A 19,778-nucleotide genomic window follows, 5' to 3' on the forward strand; every position below is an offset into this window, starting at 1 on the left:
AGCATCCAGTTTATTAGGGCGTGTTTATGACCAACCCTGTAACGACGGTTATCCAAGTTAATCTGGAGATGGCTCTAGAGGTAGCTCAAGAATTGGAGCAAGCTCCATACACTCAACTCGGTGCTTATTGTTTGGAGATTTTACGGGAAATAGGATGTTCTGGTAGTGAACTCCCAGTTAACTTACAAACTCGCGATCAGCAGCTAAACTTTATCACAGGCTTTGCATCTTATGCATTTGGGGAGGTACAAAGTGTACAAAGCATTAATTGAAGATATATTTTCCAATCTAGAAGAGACAGAAGAAATTACTTTTCCCGCCACAGATAAAGATTTGTTGATTTTAACAGAAAAATTTTTAGCGTTTGAAATTTCTTCAAAAGTTTTCTTACAAGCTATAGCCATTGCTGATTATGATGGTGCAGCTGCTTTTCGCTACGTTGATAATTATTTGACTACTCTCAAAAATAAGAAGAAACGTAGGCAAAGGAAATTACTTATGTTAGGCGCTTCGAGTATGCTACAAAACTCCCAAAGACTTGACAGCAAGCAGACTTGGGATTACGAACTTGGGCACAGAAATTAGTTTCCCAATCAGGTGGACGAGTCAGGTGAGTTAGCGATCGCATCGACACATTAGACCAATTAGTTGATATTGCTACTGCGGTTATCTTCACCTGTGGGCCGCAACACGCTGCTGTGAACTACTCGCAATATGAATATATGACTTTCATGCCAAATATGCCTCTTGCTGCTTATAAACAAATCACAGCAGAAGGTACTATATAAAGTCGTTATTCTAAAATGCTACATAAAGTCGTCATTTTTGTCAAATCTCTATAACGGGTATAAAATCACATAACTTACACAAAAGATAACGAAAGTAGCGGTAATTCATGAATTACCGCTATCCAAAAATAAAGTTTTCAGTAACATCTTGCGTAAGTCTTAAATCACTCAAATACTACTGTTCTATTACCATAGACTAATACACGATTTTGTAAGTGCGATCGCACCGCTCTTGCTAATACAATTCTCTCCAAATCTTTGCCTTTTCTGACCAAATCATCCACTTCATCACGGTGACTAACTCGCACTACATCCTGTTCAATAATCGGCCCTGCATCTAAATCAGCAGTGGCATAATGTGCCGTCGCACCAATAATTTTTACCCCACGTTCAAAAGCTCGGTGATATGGATTTGCACCGATAAAAGCTGGTAGAAATGAATGATGAATATTAATAATTTGCGGAAATTGACTAATAAAATCTGCACTAACAATCTGCATATATTTCGCCAAGACAACTAAATCTATTTTGTACTGGCGGAGTAATTCTAATTGTTGGGCTTCTTGTTCTGATTTATTGTCTTTAGTGATGAGAACGTGCTGAAAGTCGATATTAAATTGTTCTGCAACTCCCTTTAAATTAGAATGGTTGCTAATAATTAAAGGAATTTCAGCTATAAATTCTTTAGCGCGTTGTCGCCAAATCAAATCAAATAGACAATGGTCTTGCCGACTTACCCAAATAGCAATACGTGGTACCGTATCAGAAAAACGTATTTCCCACTTAGCATTTAGAGGTTGGGCAATGGAATTAAAAGCCGGGGCAATAAATTCTCGCGGTAAATTAAACCCCTCTAGTTGCCATTCAATGCGGGTGAGGAATAACCCAGCAGCAAAGTCTGTATGCTGATCTGCATGGATAATATTACCACCATTAGAATAGATGAAATTAGCAAATTTTGCTACCAGTCCCCGTTGATCTGGGCAAGAAATCAGCAATGTTGCTGTTGGATTTTTCATAATATGCCAGATTCTCTAATTATTTTTAATTAATTATTTGCTATTTGTCGGACTCGGTTTAGGAATGATAAGCGGAGGCAGTTTCTGACTATTATCTACAGGTTGCTGCCACTCTGATAAATCCCGATTCACGGCATTTGCAAAATCTGTAGATACCAGCAGTACATTTATATTTCCATCGGGTTTAGCAGCAGGGTCAGCTTCAGCATACAAGAAACCTCCGTTAAAGTTAGATTTACCTAAAATCAACTGATGGCTTTGTCGGTTTTTTAGGGTGATATTGATGGTGGTTATGGGTTGATCTAGGGCAAATTCTCCAAGGTCTTTTACTGGAGTTGATAAAGTGCGGTTACTATTCCCTTTGACCAACAAATCCATCAAATAAGAAACAATCGCATCATTTGCTGGGCCAGATATGGGAGATTTGATTAACCATTTGGGATTACTAGATTCAGGGCTACGTTCTAGATTCAGGGTGAGTTTTTTTGTCTTGACTGTTAGAGATTGCACATCATCTTCTGCAAAAGAGAAAATTTTCTGCTTTTGCTCCTTGCTTTCTTCTCGTACACTTGCACCCTGAATTTCATAGAAGTAAACAAAAGCGCCTAAACCCAGTGCTAACAGTATCAAAATTACAGTTGTTTTCGGCAATTTCATTTTTGGTCATTTGTGATTTATCATTTCCTTTTTTCCCCTCATCTGCCGCATTCTCCTACTCCTCTTACCGCCGTTGCCACCAGATAACAGCTGCTGCCACTAATCCAATTAGGGGCAAAATCCACTGGGAGGACAATGCTAAAAAATTAGCTTGAGTATTTGTCAGGTTTATGCGACGATTTCTTGGTTCTTTGGGGCTAATTGATAGGAGTTGCCGATCTTGCTGACTTAGCCAAGTGACTGAGTTGAGGAATACATCTCCATTTAGCTGTTGTTGAAATAAGCCATCGGTAGCAAAATCTGAGTTTCCTAACACTACCATTCGTGACTCGGTGGCTGTTTGTTTAGATTTGTCATCGGTTGGAGAAGAAAGAGGAGAAGCTGTAACAGTGGGACTAGCTTTGGTTTGGATGGTTGGCGATGGTAATAGTGAAACTGGGTTTTTTGGACTAACTTTGGTTTGGATGGTTGGCGATGGTAATAGTGAAACTGGGTTTTTTGGACTAGCTTTAGTTTGAGTGGTTGGTGATGGTAGTGGTGAAGGTTGGGGAGTCGAAGTTAATTTGATGGGTAGTTTTTTGGTTAAAGCAACACCTAATATCAGAGGGCCTTTGAGGTCTTTATCAGCATTAAACTGCAAATTTTCGCTTTGCAGGTCGCTTTCTGCCCAGCTTTCGGGATAGGGTTTGGTGAGTAGCAGGGGAGTAGCCTCGATACCAGCTACTGGGGTAATTTGTAGAGGTCGTGCCAACCGATAAACAGAAATACCGTTACCAAACACTTTAGTAATGGGATGTTGCCCATATTCTGTGACTATGGGTTCAGCAGGGCCACGTCCCACTAATTGCCCCGATATATCAACTGCTAAACGATTATCTAACTTCACGCCCCACTCTGCAAGCAAATTGCCGAGTTTGGCATCGGTTCCAGGATCAATCATCAGCAACAAGTTACCGCCTTGATTGAGATAGTCATCTAAAGCTTTAACTTCATTCTCAAACAAATCTCTTTTAGGCCCTGCTACTACGACTACGCTGGCATCCTGGGGGACACTTCCCTTTTGAGCTAAAGTTAGCGACTCAGTGGTATATTTCCTCTCACCTAATGCCGTGACTGCTTGCGAAATTGCATCCTTACCTGATGCGAGTTGGTGTTCGCCATGACCTTGGATAAAGTAGACTTTAGCATTACTAAAACTGGTGATTTGCAGCAACCGATTAGTTAGTTTAATTTCTGACAAGCGTTCATTCTCATTTATCACCTGCACCAACTGCTTTCTATTCTGAGATTCTAAGTAAACTTCTCCCACATTGCGGACACCAAATCTTTGTGCTATTCCTGGTTTAGCTTGGGGATCGACGTACTCAAACTCAAATTTTGAACTTTGTCGCCGATAAATATCCAGTAATTCACGGTCTTGAGGGTTCTGATTAATATCAAATATCCAAACTTTAACTGGCTGTGGTAAAGAACGGACTAATTGCTGTGATTCGGGGGCAAGGCTAAACAATTGAGTCTCTGTTAAGTCTACCCGTAGATGATAGCGATTACCCAAAAAGTTAATCAATCCTAGAATGACTAACATTGCCAGAGTCGCCACTAAAGCATTAGTACTAGCTTGGGTAGAACGACTTTTCCACCAGTCATTTTGCTGACTTTGCAATACTACCCATAACCCGCTGATGACAATTCCCGAAATTATGAATGCTAGTGGTATTAGATCCCATCGTTCAGACACTAAGCCAGCTGTCAAGCCGACAATAAATAGGAATGGGCCTACCCAAAACAGAAATTGCCACAGTTTCTTTTTCGCGACTATCTTCATGTTATGAAACTCAAGTTAGGAGTTAGGATTAGAGATGCGATTAATCGCGTCTGTACAAAAGGTGGGAATTTTAATTCCTCACTTCTGACTTTTAGGACTTTCAATTAAAAAAATATCTAATTGTTGGTTGTACGGGAGCATCCCAATTTTGCAAATTTACCAAATTAGAACTAGTCATTGCGAATGGAGCGTAAAGCCTTCGGCATAGCTTCGCTTAACGCGGTAGCGTCTCGTAGAGATAGCGGAATGAAGCAATAGCAAAGTCTAGCGGCTGCGATTGCTTCGCTTCATTTCATTACGCTCGCAATGACAAAATATGTTTTTACACATTTGGGATGCTCCCGGTTGTACTAGGGTCTATAAGGCGAAAGTTTAACACACGTATTATCTTAGGCGGTGCGTTAGGCTTCGCCGTAACACACCCTACTGGATGATTTATTTTTTGGAAGTCCCTTTAACTTCTAAGTTTTATGATTACTGACGCTGGAAACGGAGTGCATCAATTGATTGAGCGGTGAGAAAAATACCTAAAATAATGTAACTAGCAAATAAAATTAAACTGCTGGTATCAAAAATTCCTTGCATCAAGTTATTGCACTGTTTGACTAACGATAGATGACCTAAAGCTTCTCCCACTGCACCACCGATATTTCTAGTGATGAAATCAAAGAATAATAGCAATATATTCACTGTGAATGTGAGGATAGCAGCCAAAATTGTGCTATTTGTCAAAGAGGAAATGAACATTCCCAAGGATAAAATTGCTGCTGCTAGTAAGATTAATGCGATATGCCCTAGCACGATAATTGTGGGTGACATTGGGGGGGTTGTGCCACCGATCGCGATCGCTTCAAATACCAAAAATGGCAAAATCATGGTGGTAAACCATGTTAGCACTGCTAATAATTTACCTAAAGCTACTGCCCAATTGGTAATTGGCGATGTAGCTAACAGTTCTAATGTGCCGCGTTTGCGTTCTTCTGAGTAAAGTGCCATTGAAAGAAACGGTAGCACGCATAATAACAGCAAAACCATCCATTGCAAGAATGACTGCAAAAATTCATAGGGGACATCTCTGATGAATGCAGGTATGCCGTATTGTTGATTTTCTAAATCTTTGGCAGCGACATCTGTGATAATCAGCTGCAAAATCGAGACAAATATAAACCCAGATAAGAACCAAAATATCCCTGCGATCGCATAAGCCAATGGTGATACAAAATAACTCTGTAACTCTCGGCGATAAATGGCAATAATATTACTCAGTACTACACCCATTTACGCTGCCTCTCCTTCATTGTCTGCTGCTAAGTCTACCTCAGTCTCGAATTTTTTTTCTTCTGTGGTCAGTTGCAAGAACACGTCTTCTAAGGTGGCGTTAACTCGCCGCAGTTCATGTAAACCGAATCCTGCACGCACTAATGTTGCAACAATATCCTTTCCTGGTTCTTTTCCTGGTTGCGATATCACCCGCAGGTAAGCGCGATTTGCTTGCGGTTGATGTCCATGCATTCCGGCTGTAGGAATTGATTCTATCAGACTCACACCTGCAACATTTTGCAATACCTGTTTGGCTAGAGCAGCTTCTCCTTCTATTTCTAATTCATATCCTGAGCCACCTGTCAACTGAGTCATCAGGTTTTCAGGTGTATTAGTTGCCACAACTTTACCGCGATTGATGATGGCGACGCGGCTACAAGTCATGCTCACTTCTGGCAGAATGTGCGTGGAAAGGATAATTGTGTGAGTACCAGCGAGGCTTTTGATTAAATTCCGCACCTCAATTATTTGTCGGGGGTCGAGTCCAACGGTGGGTTCATCGAGAATGATTGCCGGTGGATCGTGGACGATCGCTTGAGCAATTCCGACACGTTGGCGGTATCCTTTAGAGAGTTTGCGAATAATTACTCGCTGCTTATCTTCTAAGTTGCAGCGTTTGATGGCGGCTAATACCTTATTGGGGCGATCGCCCGCTGATACTCCTTTAATTCGGGCGACAAAATGCAAAAATCCCTCCACCGTCATGTCTGGATATAACGGCGGTGTTTCGGGTAAGTAACCAATTCGTTGGCGCACAGCTAGGGAATTTTCATGGACATCATAACCAGCAATTCGGGCATTTCCATTTGTTGCCGGTAAATAACCAGCCAGAATCCGCATGGTTGTGGTTTTACCAGCACCATTGGGGCCAAGAAGCCCTAAAATTTCCCCAGGTTCGACGCTAAAAGTAACATCAGTAATCGCTGAGGTAGAGCCGTATATTTTACTTAGATGTTCAACTTCGATCATCGGTATAGTGGCGATCGCAATTTATAAGATACCCAACAATCTTAGATCGCAATATTGAGTATGGGGGACTGGCACTAAGATTAGCCGACAACGGGTAAAGTTCCTGAAAACTCTAATGTCTTTGCATATTAGAGCAGGGAGAAAAATTAAAACCTCTCTCCTCTTAATGAAAAGAAAGGTTTTCTAAATCTTGTAAAAACAATGGCATTGTTAAGCGGAACAATCGCATTGTCAGCCGGAACAATCGCATTGTCAGCCGGAACAATCGCATTGTCAGCCAGAACAATCGCATTGTTAGCCGGAACAATGGCATTGTTAGCCGGAACAATGGCATTGTTAGCCGAAACAATCACATTGCAACTTTAAAAGACTTGTGTGTAGATGACTTTTCACGTTATGTAGGAAAGCCCCGGAAGAACCTAACCCCCTAACCCCCTTCCCGACGCGGGAAGGGGGAAAATTCAAAGTCTCTCTCCTAAAAGGCTACGGTGTACACACATCTCTGTACAAAACCAAAATCGTTGAAGATCCCCCTAAATCCCCCTTATAAAGGGGGACTTTGATTCTAGTCCCCCCTTTTTTAAGGGGGCTTAGGGGGGATCTAAAGCTGTGGGGCAACTCTAAAAGACTTGTGTGTACACCGTAGCCCCTTTACAAGGGGAGGGTTAGGGTGGGGTAATTCGAGAACTGGTAGTGATTCGATGACTTGTGTGTACACCGTAGCCTAAAAGGAGAGAGGTTTTCCACATACCCTGAACAGTCAGGTTAGTAATAGCTGCCAGATTTTCGATGTTCCAAGGCAGTGATACCATCATTTTCCAACACTTCACCGTGATTAATGACGGCATAAATTAACCATCTATCGCCACATTCAAGCTGATTTTGCACTGTACATTCTAAATAAGCTAATGCCTCGTTCAAAATCAAACAACCATTATCAGCAGTTTTTGTGGAAAGATTAGCAAAGGGATTATCGCCTAAAGTGCTGTGACGAGAAAAATAGCGTCGCACATTTCTGCCTTCTTTAAGGATATTCAGCACAAATTGATCGCCAGGATGATGCATTAAATCTGCATTTTGCTCGTTTGCGATCGCAATCATAATTCCTGGCGGGTTGAAAGTTGCCTGTGATACCCATGAAGTTAAAACCCCTTTGTGGATTTCTTCATCACGAGTTGTCACAACACACAAAGAACCAATGATTCGCCCCACCGCTTGTTCGGTACGATCTACATGGGTTTCTGTGACAATCTGGCGGGAAGTTCGCAGTTTTTTGGTTTTCTTTAAGTTTTGGGCAAATAAAGCACCTGCTTCTTGACACTGCTGGAGAATTTCAGAAGTAGGACTAAAACGTACTCGAATTGTTTCAAACCCTAGTTGATAATTTGCATCTTTGAGCTTGCTTTCGATTAAATCTATTGCCTCGCCACTCCAACCGTAGGAACCAAACACCCCTGCTAACTTAGTTTTAGCCGCCACCGAGAGGACTATTCCTAAAGCTGTTTGAATTTGAGTTGGTGCATGTCCGCCTAATGTGGGTGAGCCGATAATCAAGCCATCGGAAGTTTCGACAATGCGGTTAATCTCGGCAGAATCTGCTAATTCACAGTTGATTGATTCTACATTAATTCCATTTTGAATTAAACCTTGAGCGATCGCATTCGCCATAATTGCTGTATTTCCATAAGCCGAAGCATAGAGCAAAGCGACACTCAATTCTTGAGATTTTTGCCCTTGACACCATTGACGGTAATCATAGGTAAAACGACTCAGGCTGTAACGAACAACCGGGCCGTGTGCTGGGGCATAACATCTGGCTCCCAAAACCGAGATTTTATCTAAAGCTACTTCAACTTGTTTGGCTTGGGGCGCATGAAGACATTCAAAATAATAACGACGTTCCGCATCTAACCCTTTCCAATCTTCATCAAACAAAGTATCTTCGCAAATATGAGCGCCGAAAAGTTTATCTGTGTAGAGAATTTTGGTTGCAGAATCATAAGTACAAAGTCCATCAGCCCACCGGGGAGTAGGTACGGTGACAAATGATAGAAGATGTCCTTGTCCTAAATCTAGAGTATCGCCCGATCGCACTGCTTGAATAGGTGATTCAAATTCGGGAAAGGCAGTTTTGAGAGCATTAGCGGCGGGACGAGAACAAATGAGAGTGGCTTGAGGAACCAGAGAGAGCAATACTTGCAAAGTTGCTCTCCGGTTCGGGTTGACATGACTGAGAACAATGTAATCTAGGGTAATGAAATCTAGATGTTGTGCAAGTTGCTCAAGGTAAATTTCGGTAAAAGATTCACCGGGAGGGTCAATTAAAGCCTTTTTATCAGCTTGAATCAGATAAGAATTTGCTGTAGTTCCCCGTTGGCGGGAATATTCCACCTCAAATTTTAGTCTATCCCAAGTCCGCGATCGGAGAATCAGAGTATTTTTACCAATTTCAGCAACTTGAACATCTCTGCTATGGTTGGACGTTAATGTGGCAGTGGACATAATAATCTTTTTTAATTGGCATTGGGCATTGGGCATTGGGAATTAGGAATGGGGAATTGGTTATTTTCCTTCTCTCATCTTCCTAACTACTGTACAGACGCGATTAATTGCATCTCTACCTATTTTTAATGACCATTAGTTTGTGTTAATTCCGATTTGGCTCGGTTTCTATAGCGTTTAGATACTTCTTGTTCGGGGTCGATACCTTCAAAGGTAGGAGGTAGCCAAACTCGGAGGAACAGTATTATTCCTAGCACTAATAAAAAGGCACAAGTTGCTAAAACTTGACTCCAACTTGTTTCTAAAACACCTTTAACAATGACTTCTCGCAAAGCTGAAACGATGGAAACTTCAACAGCTACCCCAATAGATACTCGATGTTCTTGTAGGTAAATAATCAGCAGTCGGAATAACTCAACTAAGATGAGTAGAAAGAGAATATCGGCAGTAACAACATGAAAATTTAGTGGTGGAAGTAAGGAGAGAAACATATCTCTCACCTGAAGCACCATAAAGCTAAATAAACCCATACACAAACAAATTACAATTACATCTTGAATGAATTCTAAGGTTCGCACGACACGCGCTCGATTGATTTCATACATACTAATCGGGGTATTTTCAGCAGATTTATACATACTTTTCTGTGATTGGTGAGTGAGGAGTTTAGAAGATGAGGCAGAACAGGAGAATAAGCAATGCCCAATTTAGTAATGATTGCCAATTTTGCGGTGATGGGCGGCAGTAAGTGCATTTAGCTTGGCAACTCTTCCAGTTTGGACTGTACTATAAATTACCCAATGATCTCCACAATCCATGCGGCTAGTAATTTCACATTCCATGTAAGCTAAAGCTTCAGCTAAAACGGGTGATTCATTTTTAGCTGGATATGTTTTCACTCCAGCAAATCTATCTGCACCAGGAGCAAAACGTTTGAGGAAATGTTTCATTAATCCTTGATATTTCCCTTCTTCTAAAACATTTAAAACAAAGCGATCGCCAACGTGCATCAACGATTCAATTGCCCGGTCTTTGGATACTGCGATCGCTACTCCTAAAGGCTCAAGACTCGCTTGTGTTACCCAAGAAGCAAACATTGCACTCTGAACTTCTCCTTTTTTGGCGGTGATGATGTATAATCCTGTGCTAATCCGCCCTAAAGCTTTCTCTAACTCGGTATTGATAGATTTTATTTGTTTAATGGTGCGATCGCGGTTCAACCATTGACCCAAATCTGTCCCCGCTTCATCACAAAGCTGTTCCGTTGCTGGGGTAGGGATTTCCTTAACTAAAATAGGAGGAAAAGCTTCAGTTAATCCCAGTTCTTGAAACTTATTGCGTAAAGGATAAATGGGTTCATCTTCTCCCCCTCCCGACTCTAATAAACCAATTGCCTGTTTCTTATGAATAGCAGCTAAAATAGTGCTTAAAGAAGCTTGAGCTATCACCGAAGATTGGGGTGGCATTGCAATTACTAAACCAGAAGATTGTGCAACTAATTCTCTAACTTCTTGAGGCTCTGAACTATTGAGAGGAAATAATTCTACTGCTACCCCTGTTTTTGCACATCCATGAGCTATTGTACGGACTAACTGCTCGCTATACCCATAATCTTCAACATAAAACAGAGCTACTAAAGCCTCTGTTTTTGCTTGTTCTAAACTCCAACTTTCATACCGTCCGAGCCATTCGGAAATATAGTGTTGTAATAAAGGGCCATGTCCTGTAGCAACTGTTTTTATTTCTAACTTTTCAATGCGCTTTAAAGCTGCTAAAACAGACCGAGCATTAGGCCCCATGAGACAATCATAATAATATTGAAAATCTTCCTCAAGTAAGGTGATATTTTCATCATAAGTATGGTCATCACAGTAGTGCATCCCAAACACATCACAAGTGTAGAGAGTGCTAGTTTTGTGGTCATAAGTAAAGATTGTATCAGGCCAGTGTAAGTTAGGTGCAGAGATAAATTCTAATTCGTGTCCGTTACCTAAATCTAATCGCTCTCCACTTTTCACCTGCTTTGAATTAAAAGGCTGGTGAACCATATTTTCTAAAAATTGAATAGCTACCTTAGCACCGACAACAGTAATGGAGGGAGCTAATTGCAAAATATTTTTTACTAGGCCACTATGGTCTGGTTCTGTGTGGCTAATAATCAAATAATCTATTTTAGTCGGATCGATTAATCCCACCAATATTTCAAGATATAATTGCTCAAACTTGCGGTGAGATGTGTCAACTAAGGCAACTTTTTCCCCTTGAATTAAGAAAGAATTATAGGTGGTACCATTCCGTAGACCAAACTCGACATCAAAACGTTCTCTATCCCAGTCTAGACAACGAATGGCAGTTGTTTGAGGAGCAATTTCAACAGTTTGAACTGTCAAACGTCCTGAGTTGGGAGTAACTTGAGTGGGCTGGATGAGTGCAACCATTTGTTTTCTCCAAAAAGATTGTTATCTGAAGCGAGCTTTATGTTTCTTATATTGACCTGAAATACTCAATTAGTAAAATGCTAATTTCTAAAGATAATCATCAGAAACATTTATTCTTCATTGATATTGATTTACCATTGAAATTACTCAATGTTTATCATCAATAATGAATGTGAGAAAATGTAAATACTAAGTTAGAATATTTACGGATGTCATCAATATTTTTTCCTCCCCCTATACAAAAAATCAACAGCGAAATCGCTCATAGTGCTGGTGTTGATCTGTATGTGTTGCGCCTCGATCTCATGCACCCGTGGGTTAACGGCAACAAGTGGTTTAAGTTGAAGTACAACCTTTTGGAAGCCAAGCAGAAAAATTTCACAACATTACTTACCTTTGGTGGCGCTTATTCCAATCACATCTATGCAACTGCGGCAGCTGGTAATCTTTTCGGTTTTCGTACCATTGGCGTAATTCGTGGAGAGGAAAGGCTACCACTGAATCCGACGCTGAGTTTCGCTGTAAAGCAGGGTATGCAGCTTGTGTATTTGAACCGCGATATGTATCGACAGCGCAACACATCAGCGTTAGAGGAATATCTGCAACAACATTTTGATGAAGTGTTTATCATTCCCGAAGGTGGGAGTAATTTAAATGGTGTGCGCGGCTGTATGGAGATAATTGGTGATGCGATGCCTACGGCTGGCTACGCCTACGCATTTGATCATATATGCGTAGCATGCGGTACAGCTACCACACTAGCAGGGATTGCGCTTTCGTTGTATAAAGGACAAAGAGCGATCGCTTTTCCCGTTCTCAAAAATGGGGCATTTCTTGCACAAGAAATCGAAAGTTTGTTGACAAATTACCTCGCCTCCGATTTACCTACACCATCTAACTATCCCGCTTCCTGGGAATTGATGTGTGATTACCACTTTGGCGGCTATGCAAAGGTAAACGACGAATTGCTAATGTTTAGCCAACAGTTCACAGAGGAACATGGCGTACCCCTTGATTACGTATATACTGCTAAAATGTTTTACGGTGTGATGGATTTACTAAAGCAGGGATTTTTTGGTAAAGGTGATTCGTTGCTGCTAGTACACACAGGCGGTTTACAGGGTAATGTTGGCATGGAAGAAAGATTGCAGAGATTTTCTAAAATTTGAGTTGCCACTTAATGAAATATCAGTTAGCTTTGTATGAAATTTTACTATAACCAGTTAAATTCACACGCCAATCTTGATATTTAATACTTTTATTCAGCCACCTCCAAAAAGTTCTTTCACTTTGTCGCTACGCCGATAATATGAGGACTAACAATCGGTAATCTTGTATCAAATCTCTCATAATTCACACTAGCAAAACCAGCATTTTCTAAAGCAATCAAAGTTTCTCTATCTGGATGACAACCATCACCTATCACTTTCCAAATCGGACTAATTGTCCTTTGTAGTTGTCGTAATATAGTTCCTTGAGGTGCAGCGACGTGTTCAATAAATAAGAAGCGTCCACCTGGTTTGAGTACTCTTAAAATTGCCTGTAATGTATAATCTATATTTGGCACTGAACACAAGACTAAAGTACTAACCACAGTATCTATACTGTTATCTTCAGCATCTAACCATTCAGCATTACCAATTCGTAGGTCGATGTTTAGGCTAAGTTTTTCTGCTTGTTTTCGGAGATAGGAATGCAGATGTGGGTTTGGCTCAATTCCTATCCAGTGGATATCTTTAGGGTAGTAAGGCAGATTATGGCCTGTTCCTGGCCCAATTTCTAACACTTTACCTTGGAGATTTGCAAAAAGAGAACGTTTGCGTAGGCGTAGCCCGTCGTAGACATCGCTCGATATTTTATCATACGTGCTACTACTTTGAGCCATCATCCAGGCAAAGAAACGTTTACCAAAGTTGCTAGAAGTGCGATTTTGTGAATCTCCAATAATTTGGTTGACAATCATCATTCATTCCCTAATTTTTAAGGCTATAAGTTGGTGTGTAAAACAACCATTTATATAGTCTTAAGGTACGATAATTTGTGTTTCTCATGCCTCACCCACTTGATTCACCTGATTGGGTGATTTTGCTTAATAGTAGTTGGACAAAAATATTTACAGACGCGATATATTGCATCCCTACATTCTTTTTCAGCAGATGTCTAATGATTTAGAAATTAACCCAAGCCTATTGATTGATGCTATATAAAAAGAGCGTTCCCAAATTGGAAACGCTAAACTTTGGTAAATTCTGTTAAGATAAGATGAATTGAAATTTTCTAGTTCTTAAAATCAAGCATGAAGATTTGCTTGTTCCTGCAACCAAGGATCTACAGGTTGTCCATCTTTACGGCGTAATTCAATTTCTACTACCATCACTTCTTTTGAACCAGGAGGCGCAGGTTTTTTATGGAAGATGATGTCATAATCTTCTGGATTGTGTTTGTGTTCTTTCAACCATTCTTGCACTTTGGTTGTGGCAAAAAATGATTGCCCTTGCTCAAACATTCGGGTAATTTGCAATTGCAATGTATAAGGATTTAGCCGACCCATTTTCTACCGCCTTTATGAAGTAAATTTTAAGACAAGTAATCTGCCTACCCTAGATGATCTAATGTTAGTGCGAAATACGCACACCTGACACTTCGCCTAAAGGTGCAAATCTCAATTTAAACGCACTAGTACCGCAGGGCGGAATTAAAAATTAAAAATTAAAAATTAAAAACGAATACAGCATGAGGGTTTCATTGATTTGGAATGGGTGGTTTATTTCCGCCGCACTGTACTAGTAGTCTGTCAAGCTAGTTGTGAGGGTTTGTAGTAAGCACTTTAGTGCTTAGAGAATAAAGACTGAAGTCCTCACTATTAGTCCATGTCATTAATTTTGATAGGTTGGAGAGACGCGATAAATTGCCGTCTCTACAGGGTTTTGATTATAAACCAACCTTTCAGAACTAATGACACAGACTACTAGTAGTCTGTAGAAACAAAATCCGAATTTATTTCGGTAGATGCTCTGAAAAAGCATTGATGCTCCTATAAATTATTATTTGTGCTACTTAGTGTATGCCATCTTTGCCAGTAGTTTCAACTTGTTAATGTTATAATGGTAACTCACAAAAGATAATGTCAAAAACTTGACTGCAATCTCCTACTAAAGTTTTACGTACTCTAAGGGACGAAGAAAGGGTTTGTTAAGGATTGTTCAGCATTTCCTACTGCCTCTACAACATTTAACTACTTAATTCTGTTATAGATTGGAGAGAGGCACGCCGCTTCAAAAACTGACCAACAGACTGAGATGGTTGTTATGAAGAGCAAAAATCAAGCTGTTTTCGCTTTAATTGTAAAAAGCACTATTGTCTTTTTACCCTTATTGTTATCTATAGGTATTGCCAATGGACAATCTGCACCATCACCCACCCCAGCACTAATCCCTACTCCGGTTTTATCGAATCGGGAACGAGAAGAATTAGCCCAACTACGAGCAGAAAAGCGAATTCAACAGCAAGTTCAATCTGATTTTAAGAGCGCTTTTAGCCGTACAAATATTTTAATCAATATCTGGCTAGTTATATTAAGTCTATTTCCAGTTGCAATCATTGCTTTATTTTGGCTACTACGACGGGCGGTAATCCGTGAAATTGTTGATAGAGCAATGCAACAGTTGCAGGGAATGGAAAAATTACAAAATCAGCTAACCAGTGTTAAGCAAGAGACTGAAAATCTTATTCAAGAAGCTAAGAAAATAAATTATGAATTAGGGCAAGAAACAGTTAGCTTACGACAAAAAATTAAAAATGAAGAAGAAAATTTATCTAATCTGACATCTGAAATAGATTTAGCTAAGGTGCAGGTATTAAATAGATTAGAAGCTGAACTCAAAAAATCTCAGGAAAATATAGCAACTTTAGAGTCAAATTGTGCTTATGGACTATCTAAGTTAGAGTTGGATGCTCAACAACAAAGAGATATAGCACTAGAAAATCTAGGAAGTGTAGCATCTATTCTAACACAGGAATTATCTAAGTTAAAGTTAGGTGTACAACAACAGCAAGAAATAGCCGTTGCTGATTTAGAAGTATCAAAATCTGAGTTTATATCTCAACTTTCTGGATGGCAGTATGATGCTCAGAAACAAAAGGATATAGTTATTGAAAGTTTAATAAAGTTGCAGTCAGAATTTGCTGAACAATTATCAAATTTACAGGTAGATGCTCACAACAAAAAAGAAATTACATTTGAGAATTTAGAAAAATCAGATAATCAATTAAAATCTAAATTATCTGATTTACAGGAAGATGCTCAGGAGCAAAAAAATAAAATTGTTGAAAGTTTAGTAGCATTACAGTCAGAGTTTGCTGAACAACTATCTGAACTACAAGTAGATGCTCAAAAGCACAAAGAGTTAATTATTGAAAATTTAGAAAAATCTGGTTCTGAATTTAGTTCGCAATTTTCAGAATTGCAATGGAATGCTCAACAACAAAAGATTCTTATTTTGGAGAAGTTAGAAAGACTAGAAACCGAGTTTGTCTCTCAACTCTCTGAGTTACAATTAGATGCCCAAGAAAGAAAAGACCTCATTCTTCAAGAACTAACTGAAATCACATCTGAATCAATTCTAGATGTAACGAATTCTGAAGTTGAGGAAGAAATACAGGAACAGCTACAACAATCAGAATTGACTGCTGATGAGTATGTAAAACAAGGAGATGATCTGTTTTCACAAAAGCGCTATGAAGATGCGATCGCAGTTTACAACGAAGCGGTTAAAATTAAAGTTGATGAACCTATAGCTTGGTTAAAACGAGGTCTAACTCTTGGAAGGTTGAAACGCTACAAAGATGCGATCGCATCCTACGATCGAGCTATCAAACTCCAACCAGATTATCATCAAGCTTGGTGCGATCGCGGCGTGGCTTTTGGAAACTTACAACAGCATCAGCAAGCCTTTGCTTCATTCGACAAAGCTGCACAAATCAAGCCTGATGATGCTGTAGCTTGGTTAAATCGCGGTCTTTCTCTAGTAGCATTGGAACAATATGAAGAGGCCATAGCGTCTTTTGATAAAGCGCTGGAATTCCAACCCAACTCTCCCAAAATCTGGGATAAACGCGGTTATACATTGGTAAGATTAGGACGCGATGATGAAGCGATCGCTAGTTTTAACAAAACGTTAGAAATTAAGCCAGATTATGCCAGTGCTTATTATAACAAAGCAGCCTGTTACGCACTGCAAAGACAAGTTGAACTTTCTCTGGTAACTCTGAAACAGGCAATTGAACTCGATCCCAGGTATAGAGAAGACGCAGCAACCGATCTAGATTTTGATGATATTGCTAATGATGAGCGCTTTAAGCAGTTAGTTGTAGATTAGAGCATTGGTTGCTCCTTGTCCCCCTTGTCCCCCCACTCCCTACTCCCCACTCCCCACAGCTGGCTGATCCTTTTCGCCAGACATTGCTTTGAGTTTAGATGTAAAAGAGTCAGAGCGATCGCTTTTCTCTGGAGTAAATTGCCCGATGGGGGCATGAATAGCAGCAGGTGGGAGCAGTTTTTGCTGACGTTGATGACGGCTTGGTGATGGGGGAGGTGGTGGACTTTCTGGTGAAGTTTGCTTTTGGCTAACAGCAGAGGATAGCTGAAGGGTTGCAGAAGAGGCAAATTTACTAGAAAGGGGAGATTTCAAGACAGTTTTATTGTCTCTATCTTCCCGCGTCGCCTCTTGTTCGCTCAAAGATGCCTTTTGTTCGGAACTTTTCAATTGTAGAGTTGCAGTACTGCCGTGTTGATAGCTGTTGTGAATCTTCGCAGGTGGTAATTGAGGACTCGTGACTTTCTCTACAATGGGGTTTTTCTTGGCTTGCGGCAAGGCTAGTGCAGGTGATGAAGTTAAACTTTGGGGAAATTTACTACAAACCATGCGTTCAAATTCCATGTTGAAATGATATGTAGCCTGATCCCGGCGCTGCCAAAATACTAATATTTGCTGCACGGAAACTGCTTTATAACGACCTTGATATAGTGCCTCAATCACTGCCAGGTGTAGCCAATTAAGTGGGTATTGCGTTTGCCAACGTTCAACTAGCTCATTGGCACTATACCCACTGAGATCAAAACTATAGTTAATTAATAAGGCGATCGCCAAGTTAGCAGAAGTATCTGGAAGTGTTGTTATCATGGGGCTATTAGCTTTCGGCAATAAGTCTAAGATTTTTCACCCATCGCATATTAGCGTAGCGTGCTTTTAACTACATGGTTTTTTTTCCCAAGAGTACCAAGCCGATAAGCAGTGTTTCCTATTCTACTTGTCAACTTCGAGAATGCAACCCTACATAGACTGATTTAATCGCAGATGATCGCCCAATGGCGACTAATGCCTGATAAACCATTGCTGCAACTTCGGCGTGTGTTGCCAAACGTGAAGGGGCAATTAGTTTGGGATCTGGGTAATTAACAATGATTTTTTGTTGTGTAGCAGTGGCTACGGCTTTTCGAGCGGAGTCGGGAATGGTATGACGATCGCTATATACTTCTAAAACATCGTTATCTGCCGGTGGTAGTCCTAGTCCGTTTACTAGGGAGACAATCACCTGTAGCCTCTGGACATATCGATCGGGGCGAAAAGTGCGATCGCTAAATCCGCCACAAAGCCACTGCTAGCCGCGATTTTGATGGCGCTATAAGCCCAGAAATCCTTGGGTATGTCCGTAAAATCAGGTGCTGAGATTTTGGGAAATGGGTTAAAAGCGATCGCCACCAGAGATGCATACTGGGCGCGAGTCATGGGTTTATCTGGCTGGTAATTACCATCGATAACACCATGAGTTAAATCCATGCTCACTAATGCCTGAATAAATGGTTTTGCCCAATGTTCATCTAGTTGAACAGGTGCGGGGAGTTTTTGAGATGGGGATTCAATGGGAGCATCAGAAAAACTGGTGCTATTTACTACTTGATTGTATGGAATCAATTCAGCCAAGCCTTTGACTAGAGCAATATTCAACTCATTACCTACGGAAATCAGCGTTTGTTTAGTAGCATTATATAAATCAAATTCATTATTATCACGAAAAATATTATTAGCGGGATCTTGGGTATTACCTAAATCGGGAATTGCATTGCCATTGACTAAGAGGCCACCTTGGGTATTTTTAACAATAAGATTTTGCCGCAGCACAGGTTGGGCGCTGCGAGAAAGGGCGATCGCGGTGCGATTTTCTGATAATTTGTTATTTGCGATCGTTGGGGCGGCAAAGTCACTAATTGCTATGCCTAAAGGATTTCTTTCAAATACATTCCGTAGTACTTCTCCCTGGCTATGACCTGCCATCACTAACCCACTAGCAGTATTTTGCACAAATATGTTATCTAAAATTGCAGGTTTGGCAGTACCAGTGGCAAACACACCTTCCCGCCCACAGTCGCTGAAAGTATTGTTAGCTAAAGTAGCTGTAGCCGATTCAATCCAGATACCAGTACCTTTTGCAGAGGGATTGCTGACAGTTACACCCACAAGACTGGCATTATCTAGCAAGAGCAGCGTAATATTTTGCATCCCAAAGCTGGGACTTTGATACTCACCACTCCCAGAAATTACAATTCCTGCGCCTTTGTTTGCTTCCTTACCCACCACCGTTGCTGCTCCAGGGATGATTAATGGAAAAACCTCACCACTAGCAGCGCTATAAATCCCCGATTCCAGATAAATTATCGTGGAGATTTTGGTTACTTTTAAGGCACGGGTGAGGCTTTTAAATGGACTCAACCGTGAACCAGTATTAGTATCATTCCCTGTCATAGGGTTGATATAGAGTGTAACGACGAGGGTAGAGTTCACCATTGATAATTGAGAGTCAATTGTTTTAATTATGACAATCTTCAAGAAAAATTCAGCTATTTAGAATTCAGCAGGACAACATTTCATTAAGAGTACTCCCATAGGACTTACGCATTCACAGGAAAGATTAAATATAGATAACTCGAAAAACCACATCTGTTGTAGGGGCAATTCATGAATTGCCCCTACAGCTTCGGTTATTTATCATCAAAGAATGATTGATAAAAACCTGAAACAAGGTATTTGCGTTGATACACGCCAGTTGCTACAAGTCGGGGAACCGCAAGGGCGCAGTGGCTCCCCTTAAAAAGGGGAACTTTAAGAGATGAGATTCTTTGCCCCCCTTTTTAAGCTACGGTGTACACACAAGTCTTTTAGAGTTGCCCCACAGCTTTAGATCCCCCCTAACCCCCCTTAAA

General features: G+C 40.5%; 17 protein-coding genes and 1 pseudogene. 6 read left to right on the forward strand and 12 right to left on the reverse strand.

Features of this window, described 5'->3' with window-relative positions:
- The first annotated feature begins 26 nt into the window (after positions 1-26).
- From GTQ43_RS20180 to GTQ43_RS20190, 3 genes are all read left to right on the forward strand, one after another.
- Positions 27-272 (forward strand): hypothetical protein, encoded by a 246-nt coding sequence (locus tag GTQ43_RS20180; RefSeq protein WP_265274539.1) that lies wholly within the window; start codon positions 27-29, stop codon positions 270-272.
- Positions 253-585: a hypothetical protein gene (locus GTQ43_RS20185; protein ID WP_265274540.1), complete on the forward strand. Its 333-nt coding sequence runs from the start codon at positions 253-255 to the stop codon at positions 583-585. The genes GTQ43_RS20180 and GTQ43_RS20185 overlap by 20 nt, the downstream gene beginning before the upstream one ends.
- Before the next feature lie 83 nt (positions 586-668).
- Complete coding sequence (locus tag GTQ43_RS20190; protein ID WP_265276506.1) at positions 669-788, forward strand: lipoxygenase family protein; 120 nt, start codon at positions 669-671, stop codon at positions 786-788.
- 164 nt (positions 789-952) lie between these two features.
- Here the strand turns inward: GTQ43_RS20190 and purU are convergent, their stop codons facing one another.
- The 5 genes from purU to GTQ43_RS20215 all read right to left on the reverse strand — a co-directional run bounded on the left by purU (position 953) and on the right by GTQ43_RS20215 (position 6,578).
- The gene (gene purU / locus GTQ43_RS20195; protein ID WP_265274541.1) at positions 953-1,807 is read right to left on the reverse strand and encodes a formyltetrahydrofolate deformylase; all 855 of its coding nucleotides are present in this window, start codon (positions 1,805-1,807) and stop codon (positions 953-955) included.
- A gap of 33 nt (positions 1,808-1,840) precedes the next feature.
- Positions 1,841-2,464 (reverse strand): DUF4340 domain-containing protein, encoded by a 624-nt coding sequence (locus GTQ43_RS20200; protein WP_265274542.1) that lies wholly within the window; start codon positions 2,462-2,464, stop codon positions 1,841-1,843.
- A 64-nt stretch (positions 2,465-2,528) separates the two neighbouring features.
- Positions 2,529-4,289 carry a Gldg family protein gene (locus tag GTQ43_RS20205; protein ID WP_265274543.1) on the reverse strand — a complete coding sequence of 587 codons (1,761 nt, stop codon included), beginning with the start codon at positions 4,287-4,289 and terminating at the stop codon, positions 2,529-2,531.
- A gap of 474 nt (positions 4,290-4,763) precedes the next feature.
- The gene (locus GTQ43_RS20210) at positions 4,764-5,567 is read right to left on the reverse strand and encodes an ABC transporter permease (protein ID WP_265274544.1); all 804 of its coding nucleotides are present in this window, start codon (positions 5,565-5,567) and stop codon (positions 4,764-4,766) included.
- Positions 5,568-6,578, reverse strand: a complete 1,011-nt coding sequence (locus tag GTQ43_RS20215; RefSeq protein ID WP_265274545.1) for an ABC transporter ATP-binding protein — start codon at positions 6,576-6,578, stop codon at positions 5,568-5,570.
- Positions 6,579-6,826: 248 nt separating this feature from the next.
- Between GTQ43_RS20215 and GTQ43_RS41800 the strand changes: the two genes are divergently transcribed.
- Entirely contained in the window at positions 6,827-7,009 is a 183-nt protein-coding gene (locus GTQ43_RS41800) for a hypothetical protein (protein ID WP_414859152.1), read from the forward strand.
- A 334-nt stretch (positions 7,010-7,343) separates the two neighbouring features.
- On the opposite strand, the gene GTQ43_RS20225 is transcribed toward GTQ43_RS41800, so the two are convergent.
- The 3 genes from GTQ43_RS20225 to GTQ43_RS20235 form a co-directional block, all read right to left on the reverse strand.
- Complete coding sequence (locus GTQ43_RS20225; protein ID WP_265274547.1) at positions 7,344-9,080, reverse strand: diflavin flavoprotein; 1,737 nt, start codon at positions 9,078-9,080, stop codon at positions 7,344-7,346.
- Between the two features lie 125 nt (positions 9,081-9,205).
- A complete protein-coding gene (locus GTQ43_RS20230; RefSeq protein ID WP_265274548.1) occupies positions 9,206-9,718 on the reverse strand; it encodes a phosphate-starvation-inducible PsiE family protein in 513 nt (170 codons plus the stop codon).
- A 69-nt stretch (positions 9,719-9,787) separates the two neighbouring features.
- Entirely contained in the window at positions 9,788-11,518 is a 1,731-nt protein-coding gene (locus GTQ43_RS20235; protein ID WP_265274549.1) for a diflavin flavoprotein, read from the reverse strand.
- A gap of 209 nt (positions 11,519-11,727) precedes the next feature.
- On the opposite strand from GTQ43_RS20235, the gene GTQ43_RS20240 reads away from it, so the two are divergent.
- A complete protein-coding gene (locus GTQ43_RS20240) occupies positions 11,728-12,687 on the forward strand; it encodes a 1-aminocyclopropane-1-carboxylate deaminase/D-cysteine desulfhydrase (protein WP_265274550.1) in 960 nt (319 codons plus the stop codon).
- A 116-nt stretch (positions 12,688-12,803) separates the two neighbouring features.
- Here the strand turns inward: GTQ43_RS20240 and GTQ43_RS20245 are convergent, their stop codons facing one another.
- Together GTQ43_RS20245 and GTQ43_RS20250 are read right to left on the reverse strand one after the other, a co-directional pair.
- Positions 12,804-13,484 carry a class I SAM-dependent methyltransferase gene (locus tag GTQ43_RS20245; RefSeq protein WP_265274551.1) on the reverse strand — a complete coding sequence of 227 codons (681 nt, stop codon included), beginning with the start codon at positions 13,482-13,484 and terminating at the stop codon, positions 12,804-12,806.
- A gap of 324 nt (positions 13,485-13,808) precedes the next feature.
- On the reverse strand, positions 13,809-14,069 hold the full coding sequence (locus GTQ43_RS20250) for a hypothetical protein (protein ID WP_265274552.1): 261 nt from the start codon (positions 14,067-14,069) through the stop codon (positions 13,809-13,811).
- A 757-nt stretch (positions 14,070-14,826) separates the two neighbouring features.
- Between GTQ43_RS20250 and GTQ43_RS20255 the strand changes: the two genes are divergently transcribed.
- The gene (locus GTQ43_RS20255; RefSeq protein ID WP_265274553.1) at positions 14,827-16,896 is read left to right on the forward strand and encodes a tetratricopeptide repeat protein; all 2,070 of its coding nucleotides are present in this window, start codon (positions 14,827-14,829) and stop codon (positions 16,894-16,896) included.
- Positions 16,897-16,935: 39 nt separating this feature from the next.
- Here GTQ43_RS20255 and GTQ43_RS20260 read toward each other — a convergent pair whose 3' ends face one another.
- Together GTQ43_RS20260 and GTQ43_RS20265 are read right to left on the reverse strand one after the other, a co-directional pair.
- A complete protein-coding gene (locus GTQ43_RS20260) occupies positions 16,936-17,700 on the reverse strand; it encodes a hypothetical protein (protein WP_265274554.1) in 765 nt (254 codons plus the stop codon).
- 130 nt (positions 17,701-17,830) lie between these two features.
- Positions 17,831-19,362 (reverse strand): annotated as a pseudogene (locus GTQ43_RS20265) (DUF1565 domain-containing protein).
- Positions 19,363-19,778 lie beyond the last annotated feature (416 nt).

This window comes from Nostoc sp. KVJ3 (genome assembly GCF_026127265.1).
Lineage (GTDB): Bacteria > Cyanobacteriota > Cyanobacteriia > Cyanobacteriales > Nostocaceae > Nostoc.

What these genes read in the sequence shown, in the direction of transcription:
- GTQ43_RS20210 (WP_265274544.1), bottom strand. Translation starts at nt 5,567, where the DNA reads ATGGGTGTAGTACTGAGTAATATTATTGCCATTTATCGCCGAGAGTTA.
- GTQ43_RS20180 (WP_265274539.1), top strand. Translation starts at nt 27, where the DNA reads ATGACCAACCCTGTAACGACGGTTATCCAAGTTAATCTGGAGATGGCT.
- GTQ43_RS20225 (WP_265274547.1), bottom strand. Translation starts at nt 9,080, where the DNA reads ATGTCCACTGCCACATTAACGTCCAACCATAGCAGAGATGTTCAAGTT.
- GTQ43_RS20250 (WP_265274552.1), bottom strand. Translation starts at nt 14,069, where the DNA reads ATGGGTCGGCTAAATCCTTATACATTGCAATTGCAAATTACCCGAATG.
- GTQ43_RS20245 (WP_265274551.1), bottom strand. Translation starts at nt 13,484, where the DNA reads ATGATGATTGTCAACCAAATTATTGGAGATTCACAAAATCGCACTTCT.
- GTQ43_RS20235 (WP_265274549.1), bottom strand. Translation starts at nt 11,518, where the DNA reads ATGGTTGCACTCATCCAGCCCACTCAAGTTACTCCCAACTCAGGACGT.
- GTQ43_RS20240 (WP_265274550.1), top strand. Translation starts at nt 11,728, where the DNA reads ATGTCATCAATATTTTTTCCTCCCCCTATACAAAAAATCAACAGCGAA.
- GTQ43_RS20230 (WP_265274548.1), bottom strand. Translation starts at nt 9,718, where the DNA reads ATGTATAAATCTGCTGAAAATACCCCGATTAGTATGTATGAAATCAAT.
- GTQ43_RS20255 (WP_265274553.1), top strand. Translation starts at nt 14,827, where the DNA reads ATGAAGAGCAAAAATCAAGCTGTTTTCGCTTTAATTGTAAAAAGCACT.
- purU (WP_265274541.1), bottom strand. Translation starts at nt 1,807, where the DNA reads ATGAAAAATCCAACAGCAACATTGCTGATTTCTTGCCCAGATCAACGG.
- GTQ43_RS20260 (WP_265274554.1), bottom strand. Translation starts at nt 17,700, where the DNA reads ATGATAACAACACTTCCAGATACTTCTGCTAACTTGGCGATCGCCTTA.
- GTQ43_RS20215 (WP_265274545.1), bottom strand. Translation starts at nt 6,578, where the DNA reads ATGATCGAAGTTGAACATCTAAGTAAAATATACGGCTCTACCTCAGCG.
- GTQ43_RS20205 (WP_265274543.1), bottom strand. Translation starts at nt 4,289, where the DNA reads ATGAAGATAGTCGCGAAAAAGAAACTGTGGCAATTTCTGTTTTGGGTA.
- GTQ43_RS20200 (WP_265274542.1), bottom strand. Translation starts at nt 2,464, where the DNA reads ATGAAATTGCCGAAAACAACTGTAATTTTGATACTGTTAGCACTGGGT.